At 67.8% G+C, this 12,201-nt stretch carries 12 protein-coding genes; 3 read left to right on the forward strand and 9 right to left on the reverse strand.

Annotated elements, in window-relative coordinates; genetic code table 11:
- Positions 1-80: 80 nt before the first annotated feature.
- The 6 genes from A5789_RS14055 to A5789_RS14080 form a co-directional block, all read right to left on the reverse strand.
- Positions 81-671 (reverse strand): MerR family transcriptional regulator, encoded by a 591-nt coding sequence (locus A5789_RS14055; protein WP_051024556.1) that lies wholly within the window; start codon positions 669-671, stop codon positions 81-83.
- A gap of 194 nt (positions 672-865) precedes the next feature.
- A complete protein-coding gene (locus tag A5789_RS14060) occupies positions 866-1,339 on the reverse strand; it encodes a bifunctional nuclease family protein (RefSeq protein ID WP_030517724.1) in 474 nt (157 codons plus the stop codon).
- A gap of 79 nt (positions 1,340-1,418) precedes the next feature.
- Complete coding sequence (locus A5789_RS14065; protein WP_104363541.1) at positions 1,419-2,192, reverse strand: MerR family transcriptional regulator; 774 nt, start codon at positions 2,190-2,192, stop codon at positions 1,419-1,421.
- A 54-nt stretch (positions 2,193-2,246) separates the two neighbouring features.
- A complete protein-coding gene (locus A5789_RS14070) occupies positions 2,247-2,717 on the reverse strand; it encodes an FHA domain-containing protein (RefSeq protein WP_036500944.1) in 471 nt (156 codons plus the stop codon).
- 219 nt (positions 2,718-2,936) lie between these two features.
- A complete protein-coding gene (gcvH, locus tag A5789_RS14075; protein WP_063013135.1) occupies positions 2,937-3,335 on the reverse strand; it encodes a glycine cleavage system protein GcvH in 399 nt (132 codons plus the stop codon).
- Between the two features lie 101 nt (positions 3,336-3,436).
- Positions 3,437-4,006: a CDP-alcohol phosphatidyltransferase family protein gene (locus A5789_RS14080; protein ID WP_036500985.1), complete on the reverse strand. Its 570-nt coding sequence runs from the start codon at positions 4,004-4,006 to the stop codon at positions 3,437-3,439.
- 271 nt (positions 4,007-4,277) lie between these two features.
- Here A5789_RS14080 and A5789_RS14085 point away from each other — a divergent pair, with 271 nt between their 5' ends.
- On the forward strand, positions 4,278-5,972 hold the full coding sequence (locus A5789_RS14085; RefSeq protein ID WP_064905476.1) for a GMC oxidoreductase: 1,695 nt from the start codon (positions 4,278-4,280) through the stop codon (positions 5,970-5,972).
- Positions 5,973-6,119: 147 nt separating this feature from the next.
- Positions 6,120-7,013 (forward strand): nuclease-related domain-containing protein, encoded by an 894-nt coding sequence (locus tag A5789_RS14090; RefSeq protein WP_030517729.1) that lies wholly within the window; start codon positions 6,120-6,122, stop codon positions 7,011-7,013.
- Positions 7,014-7,045: 32 nt separating this feature from the next.
- Here A5789_RS14090 and A5789_RS14095 read toward each other — a convergent pair whose 3' ends face one another.
- Together A5789_RS14095 and A5789_RS14100 are read right to left on the reverse strand one after the other, a co-directional pair.
- On the reverse strand, positions 7,046-7,777 hold the full coding sequence (locus A5789_RS14095) for a phosphatase PAP2 family protein (RefSeq protein ID WP_064905477.1): 732 nt from the start codon (positions 7,775-7,777) through the stop codon (positions 7,046-7,048).
- 65 nt (positions 7,778-7,842) lie between these two features.
- Positions 7,843-9,864: an acyl-CoA dehydrogenase gene (locus A5789_RS14100; RefSeq protein WP_082940705.1), complete on the reverse strand. Its 2,022-nt coding sequence runs from the start codon at positions 9,862-9,864 to the stop codon at positions 7,843-7,845.
- Between the two features lie 200 nt (positions 9,865-10,064).
- Here A5789_RS14100 and A5789_RS14105 point away from each other — a divergent pair, with 200 nt between their 5' ends.
- On the forward strand, positions 10,065-11,447 hold the full coding sequence (locus tag A5789_RS14105) for a threonine/serine exporter ThrE family protein (protein WP_063013138.1): 1,383 nt from the start codon (positions 10,065-10,067) through the stop codon (positions 11,445-11,447).
- A gap of 28 nt (positions 11,448-11,475) precedes the next feature.
- Here A5789_RS14105 and A5789_RS14110 read toward each other — a convergent pair whose 3' ends face one another.
- On the reverse strand, positions 11,476-12,195 hold the full coding sequence (locus A5789_RS14110; RefSeq protein WP_030517733.1) for a TetR/AcrR family transcriptional regulator: 720 nt from the start codon (positions 12,193-12,195) through the stop codon (positions 11,476-11,478).
- Positions 12,196-12,201: the final 6 nt, after the last annotated feature.

Below are 12,201 nucleotides of genomic sequence, written 5' to 3' on the forward strand. Positions count from 1 at the left end.
TCTAAGCGGTGCGCGGTAAACGCCATGTTTCCGACCCAGCTCAGCACGCAGTCGGCTGCATCACATTCGGCGAGCGACGACTATCCGGTCTTGCGGTTCTCGCGTGCCTTGCGCCGGTAGGCCAATTCGTCCTCGGGCCGGTCGCTCGCCTCGTGGGTCTCGGCGCGTTCGGCCGGGAAGTTGGCGATCGCGCCGGTCAGCTCGCGCATGGCCCCGCTGACGGCGATACCGAAGACGCCCTGACCGCCCTGCAGTAAATCGACGACCTCTTCCGGCGAGGAACATTCGTAGACGGTGGTGCCGTCGGAGAACAGCGTGATCCCGGCCAGATCCTCGACCCCGCGGCTGCGCAGATGATCGACGGCGATGCGGATGTTCTGCAGTGAGATCCCGGCGTCGAGCAGCCGCTTGACGATCTTGAGAACCAGGATGTCCTTGAAGGAGTACAGGCGCTGACTGCCGGAACCGGTGGCGCTGCGAATCGAGGGGACGACGAGCCCGGTGCGGGCCCAGTAGTCGAGCTGCCGGTAGGTGATACCGGCCACCTGGCAGGCGCTGGGAACGCGGTAACCGACCAGCTCGTCGGGCACCGTGTCGTCAGGGAACAGCCCTGGCTGCACGACCGCGGTGGGCCGCGGGTCGGGTGCTGGTTGCTGCGGTCGGTCTCCCACTGCTACTCCCTCACTGCATCGCCGAAGAAGAACAACGGCCTAACTGTCGAGGCTACTCTGTCGATTGTCTCGGCAGCACGGGCATGGAGCCAAACTCCGCGTGCGGCGTGTTTCTCACCCTCTACGTGAGGTATAGAGCACAGTCGAGATCACCTGACCGCCATACGCGGTCGCCGGTAACCCGGGCGAGAAGCTCAGCTGTCGGTGGCCTTGAAATCGTCCGGTGACACCGACTCCAGGAACTCCTTGAACTTCTCCACCTCGTCCTCGCGTTCGTCGGGCATCACCAGCCCGGCTTCCTCGAGGACCGGTTCCTCCGCGTAGATCGGGCAACCGACCCGCAAGGCGATAGCTATCGAATCCGACGGACGTGCGGAGATCCGCACGTCGTTGTCGAAGACGAGGTCGGCGTAGAAGGTTCCCTCCTGCAAATCCACGATTCGCACCTCTTTCAAGGTGTGGCCGAGGTCGTGGATCAGGATCTTGATCAGGTCGTGGGTCAGGGGCCGGATCGGGGTCACCCCCTCCTGCTCGAGCACGATGGCGGTCGCCTCGGCCTGACCGATCCAAATGGGCAGATAACGGTCGCCCGACTCTTCACGCAGCAGCAACACGGGCTGGTTCTGGGGCTGCTCGACCCGGATGCCGATCACACGCATTTCACTCATCGCACTGGCCTCCCATACTCGCCGGCCGCCCGCACGAGCCCAGCTGGGCAGGCCGTATCACCGAGTCTAGGCGAAGAATTCAGCCGCCGAGGGAAGCCCGCACCGACGTCTTCACCAAGCTGGTATGCAGCGTCAGCGACAACGCCGCCAACTCGCGTACGGTCTCCTCGGCGCGGGCCCGGGCATCGGCGTCGCGGCTCTTGGCTATCGGCGCGGCGATCTGGGCGATCATGGCCGCCTCCCGGTCCGCTGCCAGCTTGAACGCCCGCAGATGCCGTGCCTCCAAACCGAATTCGCTCATCGCCTGGGCGGTGCGAGCCAAGGTGACGGCCTCGGCGTCGAAGAATCCGGCAGCGCCGGGCGTGATGAGCCCGGCGCGTATCAGTTCGGTGAGAAATTTCTCATCTATCCCGGCCTGCTCCAGCAGATCGGCACGCGTGACGCGCATTTCGTGATCGAGACGCAATTCGTCCGGCGACACCTCGCCGGGCACCACACCCAGCCGCCGGGGCGCCGCGGGGGCGCCCACCGTGCGGGTGGACTCGGGCGCACGCCCCGAGCCGTCCACACCGGCGCCGTCGGCCCGGGCCCGCGCCTCGCGCACACCCAGGGTCGCCGCGCCGCGGTCGATCGCTTCGAGCTGCTCCTTGATCACCTTCAGCGGCAGATACTGATCCCGCTGCGCGGTCAGCACGAATTTCAGCCGCTCGACATCGGCGACCGAGAATCTGCGATATCCCGAAGGCGTGCGCTCCGGGCGGATCAGCCCCTCCGATTCGAGGAAGCGGATCTTGGAAATGGTGATGTCCGGAAAATCCGGACGCAGCAGGTCCAGCACGGAGCCGATCGACATTCCTCCGCGTGTCCATTGCGCTGCGCCAGTCATCAGTGGAATCCGCCTCGGCCGTTATGCGCTCGGCTCGTTGACCTGCGGTCGCGGTCCGGTCAGGAAGACCAGCCGGAACTTGCCGATCTGCACCTCGTCACCGTTCTGCAGCTCCGAGGAATCCACCGGCTCCCGGTTGACGTAGGTGCCGTTCAGGCTGCCCACGTCGACGACCTGGAAGGTGTCCTCGTCCTGCCGGAACTCCGCGTGCCGACGGGACACGGTGACATCGTCGAGAAAGATGTCGCTGTCGGGGTGACGGCCCGCCGACGTGGTGGGCTGATCCAACAGGAACCGCGACCCCGCGTTGGGACCGCGCTTGACCACCAGCAGGGCAGCACCCGCGGGCAGCCCCTCGACCCCTTGCACCGGCTGCTCGCCGGTCTGCTCACCGGAGCGCGACGCGTCGACCTCGTTGAGGAAGTCAGCGCGGAACACCGAAGTCGTTTCGGCCGCGCTCTCCCCGTATCCCGGGTCTTTGTTCTCGCTCACCCTTGCTCTCCTCCTCGAACCGATTTTCCGTACCGGTATCCGGCGCCAATTCCGAGCGCACTGCCCTCACCGTCGCCACCCATCGCGACCGGCTGTCGCGCTGTCAGGTGTCACCGGCAAGTTCCGGCAGAGTTCCCGGCACCGGCCGCCGGCACATCTGTTGGCATTGACCGTACCCTGCTGGGCCGCACCCGTGCAGGTAGAACTGGGAAGGCTGACTCAGCCCTCGATAACTCCTTGGTAACCTGCGGCATCGAGCAATGCACCGAGGGCGGTATCGAGTGCCTCGGCGTCGTCGATCTGCAGCTCGAACATCCATCCGTCGCCGTAGGGATCGGTGTTCAGCGATTCCGGCTCGGAGTCGAGATCTTCGTTCGCCGCAACGACTTTCGCGTTCAGCGGAGCGTAGATCTCCGAGACGCTCTTGGTCGATTCGACCTCGGCGATCGCCTCGCCGGCCGACACCACGGTGTCGACTGCCGGCAGCTGCACGAACACCACATCACCGAGCTGCGACTGCGCGAAATCGGTGATACCGACCCGCACGCGGTTCGGCGCGATCCGCTGCACCCACTCGTGTTCCTCGGTGTAGCGAAGGTCCTCGGGAAGGTTGGTCACAGGCTGATTCCTCTCACGGGGCGTCCTTTCACGGGTGTCGGCCGACCGGCGTTCGGCACAACTCTATCGACCCGTGCCGACACGTCGGATCGCCACACCCGCTACGAAGTTGCTCGCGGCGCAACAGGTATGGTCCGGGCGACGGCGAAGGCCTTGCGCAGATACAGCAGACCCGTCCACACGTAGACCGCCGTACCCCACCACAGCAGCGCCCAGCCGAAGGCCCGGCCGAAACCGGCCGCCGCCCAATCCATCTGGCCGGCCAGCAGCCACGGCAGCGCCGACATCAGCGCGAAGGTGGCCGCCTTGCCGAGGTAGATGACCTCCGGCGGATCGAGGTTGCGGCGGCGATAGATCGGCAGCGTCGCGCTCAGGATCAGGTCGCGGCCGATCAATACGACGACGAACGGCCACGGCAGGATTCCGCGCACCAGCAGGCCGAGCACGGTGGCGATGAGATACAACCGATCCACCAACGGGTCCAGCAGCGCGCCCAGCCGCGAGTACTGATCGAGCAGCCGCGCCAGCTTTCCGTCGAGGTAGTCGGTGACGCCACTGGCGACCAACAGCGCGAACGCCCAGCCGTCGGCATGCAGGACCAGCAGCAGCCAGAGGAAGACCGGCACGCCGATCAGCCGCAGCACACTCAGCACGTTCGGCACGGTGAGAATGCGGTCGGTCTCCGTGCCGACCGCGGCGTCCGCGGACTCGCGCGCGGGCTCCGGGGGCTCGGAGGCCTGATGGTCGGGGCCGGACCCGCCGGCCGGTCGGTTGCTCACGCCTGTTGCTTACCCGAACCGATCCCGCCGCGCCATTCGGGCACGCCGCGACGGGTACGGCGGCACGATAGGTTTACCGGTCGCATCCGCCCGGATGGCACACTAGCGAGTGACACAATGAGTCGTAACCGTTTCATTGTGAACGCGGTGACGAGAGGAAGACATGCCCGACTTCGACTACGACGTGGTGGTGATCGGCTCCGGCTTCGGTGGCAGCGTCAGTGCGCTGCGCCTCACCGAGAAGGGCTATCGGGTGGCCGTTCTGGAATCCGGCCGGCGCTGGCCCGCGGAGGCCATTCCGAATTCGAATTGGAATGTGCGCAAGTCGATCTGGGCGCCGCGCCTGGGCCTGACCGGGCCGCAGCGGATCAGCGTGCTCGGCAAGTGCGCGGTGTTCTCCGCCGCCGGTGTGGGCGGTGGCTCGCTGATCTACGGCAACACCCTCTACGAACCGCTGCCGAACTTCTACACCGACAAGCAGTGGGCCCATATCGCCGACTGGCGCAGTGAACTGTCCCCCTACTACGACCAGGCCAAGCGGATGCTGGGCGTGGCGCCCAACCCGCGCGTCACGCCCGCCGACGAGGTGATCCGTTCCATCGCAGACGATCTCGGCGTGGGTGATACCTATCACCCCACCAACGTCGGCGTGTTCTTCAACGAGGAGCAGCCCGGCGTCGAGGTCGACGACCCCTACTTCGGCGGCGCCGGCCCGCGCCGCAGCGGCTGCATCCACTGCGCGCGCTGCTTCACCGGCTGCCCGCACAACGCCAAGAACACCACCCCCACCAACTACCTGTACCTCGCCGAACAGGCCGGTGCGAAGGTGTTCGAGCTGACCACGGCGACGCGCGTGCGTCCGATGGTGGGCGGCGGCTACGCCATCGAGACGCAGCGCTCGGATCGCTGGGTTCGCAAGGGCCGCAAGACTTTCACCGCCGAACAGGTCGTCTTCGCCGCCGCGGCGCTGGGCACGCAGAAGCTGTTGCACAAGATGCGCGACGACAAGGTGCTGCCGAACCTGTCGCCCCGGCTGGGCGAGCTGACCCGCAGCAACTCCGAGGCCATTCTCAATGTGGTCAGCCGGCAGCGCAGCGATTTCGCCGAGGGCATCGCCATCACGTCCTCGATCCATCCCGAACCCGACACTCACGTCGAGGTCTGCCACTACGGCAAGGGGCAGAACGCGCTGTTCCCGATGTCGGTGCCGATCGTCGACGGCGGCGCGTTCCGGTTCCTGCGCTTCCTGCTGGCCATCGTGCTGCACCCGCTGGTGTTCGCGCGCAGCCTCAACGCCCGTCACGCCTCGGAGAAGTCGGTGATCCTGCTGGTGATGCAGTCGCTGGACAATTCGCTGACCTCGTTCCGCCGCTGGGGGCAGCTGAAGACCAGACAGGGCACCGGACAACCGAATCCGACCTGGATTCCGCTGGCCCACGAGGTCGGCCGCCGGTTCGGGGAGAAGGTCGACGGCGACGTGCACGGCCTGGTCATGGACGTGTTCAACATCCCCGCCACCGCGCACTACATCGGCGGCTGCGTGATCGGCGAAGGACCCGAAAGCGGTGTGGTGGACCCGTATCAGCGGGTATTCGGCCATCCCGGACTGCATATCGCCGACGGATCCGCGGTCACCGCGAACCTCGGGGTGAACCCGTCGCTGACGATCACCGCGCAGGCCGAACGCGCGATGGCGTTCTGGCCCAACAAGGGTGAACCCGATCCGCGACCGGAACTGGGCGCGGGCTACCGCCGCATCGACCCGGTCGCCCCCCACTACGCCACCGTGCCCGATACCGCGCCCGGCGCGCTGCGGCTGCCCATCGCGCCGATCGATCCCGCGCCCGCCCAGCGCTGACGGTCTGCATACCGGGCGCCTTCGCCACTGCCCCGACGGGCGGCGAAGGCACGCGATATGCCGACACCGGCGCGTCGAAGTCTCCCCCGGACCCGTAGTGCCCCTTATGCTTTCCGGTATCGAGTGTCGACGGAAGGGCGGTCGCCAATGCTCGTGCGAGTGCAGAACGCGGCCGGGACCCTGGCCGAGCGGGTCCTCATCGACTGGTTGCGTACCTGGAAGGGGCCGGGTGACCCGCAGGGTGTGGCAACGGTCAACTGCAGTCTGTTCTACGCCGACCGGCTGCATCAGTTCGATGCGGTGATCTGGACGCCGACCACCTGCGTGGTGATCGAGGCCGAGGCCTTGGTCGAGCGGGTGAGCGGCGACCTCGAGGTCCCGTTGAACGGGCCGTGGCGGGTCGGCGGGCACGTGGTGAGTTTCGAGGGCGGCGATCGCGGCACACCGCTGGACCGCTCCCGCGAGCACACCCACGCCCTGCAGAACTGGCTGGCCGAACGCGGCCTGGGCCAGCGCGTGGTGCAGGGCGTGGTCGTGGTGGTGCCGCCACACGGGGCCCAGCCGACGATCCGCCAGTTGTGGAACGATCCCGGCTTCCAGGTGGTGCTCGGCGACGATCCCCGGCGGCTGGCCGATTGCCTGACCGCGCTCACCTCGCAGGGCCGGGCGCAGTGGACGGTCAACGAGGTCGCGCTGACCTTCCGCGGATTGGGCATTCTGCCGTATCTGCCCGCCCCGCAGGATCTCGTCGCCGAGGGTTTCGGCGGACCGGTGGACACCACGCTGTGGTACGGCGGCCCGCAACAGGCGCAGGCGGAAGCGTTTCTGGAGGAACAGGCCCACGCCGATCAGTCCTACGGGCGCCCCGTCGCGATCACGATGCCCTGGTACAGCCCGTGGAACCTGTATCCGAAGGAGGCGGACCGCATCGATCCCGGCCGGGCGGTGCTGCGCATCCTGCTCGCGATCGGCATGCTCGTCGGCGCCGCCTGGGTGGTCTGGTTCGTGATCTCGCTGGTCCTGAACTTCGGCCCCGGCTGAGCCGGACCGGCGGCGCCCGCCGCGGGCATCCCTCAGGCCGCGGGCGTGCCCGCCGTACGATCGCTGTCCCCTGCGGCATCCTCGCCCGACTCCGCCTGTGCGCCGGCGCCGGACTCGCCGGCGGCCTCCACCCGAAGCGGCCGGGTCTCCAACCGCATGCGCAGTGCCGTCGTCACCGCCCAGCAGGCGGTCACCGCTCCGACGGCGAACGCGGCGCCGCCGACGACATCGGTCGGATAGTGATAGCCGAGACCCACCATGCCCACCGCCACGGCCGCCAGCGCGAGTGCGGCGACCATGCCGAGGACGAGGCGCAAGCGCACGGTGGCGGCGACGAGCAGCAAACCCGTTGCGATGGCGACGAATTGGACCGTGTGCCCACTCGGGTAGGCGAGATAGTGCTGTAAATGCCTGTCCCACAGCGGTTTCAAAGCCCAGGTGTTGATCGCGACCACCAGCTCCGGGACGAGCACCAGAAATCCGGCACCCCACCAGTCGCGCCGGCGGGCGCAGTAGAGCACACCGATCAGCAACAGCGGCAACACGATATAGGCGTCGCTCGGCACCACCAGCGCATCGTAGACGCCACGATGCGCGTCCAACCCCTCGTGCACGCGATCGCCGATCGCGCGATCGAACGCCGTCGGCCCCCCGCCGGCGGGGAAGCTCAGCGGAACCGTCACGGTGATCAGCAGGCCGATCAGGGTGACGGCGGCGGCAACGACATACGCTCGATTTCGAGCGACCGGCGGTGGAGCGGGCACCTGTCGACCATAGCCGCGTCCGGCTACCGCCCCACCGTCACGGGCCGCCGATATCGAGCGTGGATTCACGCGCCCTGATGCACGCTCGCGTCGTCGAGCATCGCCGCGCGCAGCATGGCCTCGGGCACGCCGAGCGCTTCGACGAGTGTGACCGACTCCGGCCGCAACCGGTCCACGAGTTCGTTGACACCGCGGCGCACCGACTTGGCCCGATCCACCGACATGAAGCGGTGCATGATGTACCAGGCCTGATTCTGTTCGATGGTGGAGTACACGAACAGATCGCAGACGGTGTCGGCCAGCGCTCGCGCGTCGGGATCCTCGATATCGGCGATGCCCTCGATGAACGCCTCCAGCACCAGCCGGTCGATATGCGCCTCACCGGCGGCGAGGATGTGGTCCTGTGCGTTGTTGAACGCCTCGAACGGCCCGGTCTCCTCGGCCCGCGCGCGCAGCCGGTGCGCGGCGGTGCGGGTCAGATAGTCCTCGCGGTCGGCGAACAGCTGCAGCTGCACCGAACGCCGGGACAGATCGCCCTCGTCGACGCCGTCGTCGGAGCGGTCGCGCAGGCGCTGGATGAGCTGGCGCACACCCGAGGTCTCACGCACCACGTCGCGGGCCATGGTGGCCGCGAATTTCACCCAGCCGAGCGCGTCGAGATCGCGCACCTCGTCCGAGTAGGCGGTGAGCAGCTCCTTGGCCACCAGCTGGGTCAGCACCACGTTGTCACCTTCGAAGGTGGTGAACACGTCGGTGTCGGCCTTCAGGGTGACCAGCCGGTTCTCGGTGAGATAGCCTGCGCCGCCGCAGCATTCGCGACATTCCTGGATGGATCGGGTGGCGTGGCGGGTCTGGGCGACCTTCAGGCCGGCGGCCCGCTTCTCCAGCGCGCGCTGCGCCTCCGGGTCCAGATTCTGCCCGGTCTGCACCAGGTGCATGCGCCGCACCAGATCGTTCTGGGCGAACGCCAGCGCGAACGCCCGCGCGACATGCGGGAACAGCCGGCGCTGATGGCTGCGATAGTCCAGCAGCAGGATTTCGCTGCCGTCGTCCGGATCGGAGAACTGGCGGCGCTTGTCGCCGTAGCGCAGCGCGATACTCAACGCCACCCGCGCACCGGCGGCGGCCGCGCCGCCGACACTGATCCGTCCGCGCACCAGTGTGCCCAGCGTGGTGAAGAACCGGCGGCTCGGGTTCTCGATATCGGAGCGGTAGGTCCCGTCGGGTTCGACGTCGGCGTAGCGGTTGAGCAGGTTCTCCCGCGGGATCCGGACGTGGTCGAATTCGATGCGACCGTTGTCGACGCCGGGCAGACCGCCCTTGAGACCGCAGTCCGAGGTGGTGACCCCGGGCAGGTCGTTGCCCTCCTCGTCGCGGATCGGGACGAGGAAGCAGTGCACGCCCTTGCTCTCGCCGCCGGTGATCAGCTGGGCGAAGACGGCCGCCATCCGGGCGTGTTCGGCGGCGCCGCCGATGTAGTCCTTGCGGGCGGAGGCGGTCGGGCTGTGCACCACGAACTCACCGGTCGCCGGGTCGTAGGTGGCGGTGGTCTCCAGATTCGCCACGTCGCTGCCGTGCCCGGATTCGGTCATCGCGAAACAGCCGAGCAGATCCAGCGACAGCAGCCGTTTGACGATGTCGGTGTGGCGGTCGGTGCCGAGGTTTTCCACCGCGCCGCCGAACAGACCCCACTGCACGCCGGCCTTCACCCACAGCGACAGATCGGTGTAGGCGAGCATCTCCAGGCCGGTCACGGCCCCGCCGGGATCGCCGGTGCCACCGTGCTCCATACTGAAACCTTTTTCCGCATAACCGAATTCGGCGATGAGGCGCATCTGGTCCAGTACTCGCGCGCGAGCCTGGCGGTAGTCGAGGTAGGGATCACCGAACAACCGGTCGTCGACCAACTGCCTTCGCGCCTGTTCGCGGACCTCGCGCCACGGGCCGTCGAGCGCGGCCCGCAGATGGTCGGCGGTCGACTTCCCGTTCTTCGATATCCCGGTGCTCGATGTCCCGGCCTCCGACTGCGCGGAGTCCGATCTCACGGAATCTGCTGCTTCAGTACCCGTAGCCGTATCGGTGCCCATGGTTATCGACTGTAGCGGGACTGGGAAGCACCGACGATAACCAGCGGTTTGCTCTATTCGCCGCTTCCGGCGGCGTGAGGGAGCTGACCCCGGGCCGCGCGGCGACTCCGGCTACCGTGTGCAGTGTGACAGATGAGTTGGAGCCCGAACTCGTCCGCACGGGGCCGGAAACCCGGCCGAGTTCGTTGTGGCATCGGGCGATGGGAGCGGTAACCGATCGGCTGGTCGCCCAGCGGCGCGCCACGGTGGACTCGGTGGTCGAGGCACCGGCCCCGCTGAAGCCGATCGATCTCACCGACGACGCCGCGGTAACCGAGGTGCTCGACCTGGCCGAGCGAGTCGGCGAGGTGGTGCTCGCGTCGGGCACCGCCGTGACCGACACCAGCACACAGGTCGAATTCATCGCCGCGACATACGGTTTGGCGCAGTGCGATATCGATGTGACCTACAACTCGATTCGCATCTCCGCCGATCGGGGTCCGTCGCTGCCGCCCGCCAGCACCATGCGGGTGGTGCAGTACCGCTCGCTGGACTTCACTCGCCTGTCGGCCGTCGACCGCCTCACCCGGCGGATCCGCCGCGAGGTGGTGCCGCCTCAGGAGGCGCACGCCGCCCTCGACGCGATCACCACCGCCCCGCACCCCTACAACCGGTGGGTCGCCACCTTCGGCTGGTCGTTGCTGGCCGCGTCCATCGCGCTGTTGCTGGGTGGTGGCGTGCTGGTCGCGGCCGTGAGTTTCGCCACGACGTTGCTGATCGACCGATGCAACCGCGAGCTGAACAAGCGCGGCCTGCCCTTCTTCTTCCAGAACATGATGGGCGGCATCATCGCGACCCTGCCCGCAATACTGCTGCAGACCTTCGCCGAGGGGTTGGAGACCAATCCCAGCGTGATCGTCGCGGCCGGGATCACCGTGCTGCTCAGTGGTTTACAGCTGGTCGGTGCGGTCGAGGACGCGATCACCGGCGCACCGATCACGGCCGCCGCCCGCATGCTGGAAGTGCTGGTCATGACCGGTGCGATCATCGGCGGGGTCGGTTTGGCACTGCGCGGAGCGCAAGCCTTCGGCGCCCAGGTGCCGCCGATCGACATGTCGCCGTCCTACGACATCACCAATCTGCCGTTGAAGATCACCGCCGGTGCGGTGGCGGCGGCGGCGTTCGCGCTCGCCTGTTATGCCGAGCGCCGGGCCCTCGCCGTCGCCGCCATCAGCGGTGCGGGGATCACCGTGTGCTACCTGTTCGTGCAGCACGCCGGTTTCGGGCCGGTGATCGCGGCCGCGGTCTCGGCGACCGCGATCGGTCTCGCCGGTGGTCTGCTGGCCCGCCGCGCGGTGACGCCCCCGCTGGTCGTCGCCATCGCGGGCATCACTCCGCTGCTTCCCGGTCTCAAGGTCTATCGCGGCCTGTTCGCCCTGATCAACGACGATCTGCTGGTCGGGCTGAATCAGATGTTCGCCGCGCTGGTGGTCGGCTGTGCCCTCGGCGGCGGTATCACGCTCGGCGAGTGGTTCGCACGGTGGCTGCGCCGGCCGCGGATCCTGCGGCGGGTCACCGGGGTGCGCCCCGACGACTTCACCTGAGACCGCCGGGTTCGCGGCCCGGGATGCCTCAGGCCGCGAACCCGATGGAGCGGGCCAGATCGGCCAGCGTCGCATCGAACAGCGCATCAGGGTTGCCGACCGGCATCGGGTAGTTGCCGAAGACTTCGAGGGTGACATGCCCGTACAGCCGAGCCCAGAACTGGATCATCAGATAGGTGACACCCAGGTCCAGCTTCTCGGCCGGGAATTTCTGCCCCGATTCGGCGAGCACGGTGAGCAGTTCGGTCTGGAATCCGATGAGGTCTTCGCGCAGCGCGTGCGGGATCACATCGGTCGGCGGGGTGACGATGTCGTAGGTGGTCAGCAGCCGGCCCGCGGCCTCCAGGAAGATGCGGCCGAACGGTTCGTCGAATTGCCGCATGGCGCTGGCCGACCCCCCGGCCGGCGAGGCGAAGACGAGCGTGAACTCGTGGGCGTGAGCCAGGGCCCACTGCCGGAAACCCTTGCAGATGGCGAACAGCTGGACCATGCCGTCCTCGGGCAACTCGGCCACCTGTTCGGCGAGCTCCTGGGCCAGGTCGGCGCAGATATCGCTGCGCAGCGCACCCACCAGGTCGTCGCGGGAGGCGTAGTACCGATACAACGCGGGTGCGGTGATACCCAGCTCACGCGCGATGGCGCGCAGGGTCACCGCCTCGGGTCCCTGCTCCACCAGGAGCGTGCGGGCCACGCGCCGGATGTCGGCGTCGCTGACCGCGGGCATCCGGCCCCGTCGTGCGGCTGTCATGCGTCG

It is taken from the genome of Nocardia sp. 852002-51101_SCH5132738 (assembly GCF_001665695.1).
GTDB lineage: Bacteria > Actinomycetota > Actinomycetes > Mycobacteriales > Mycobacteriaceae > Nocardia > Nocardia nova.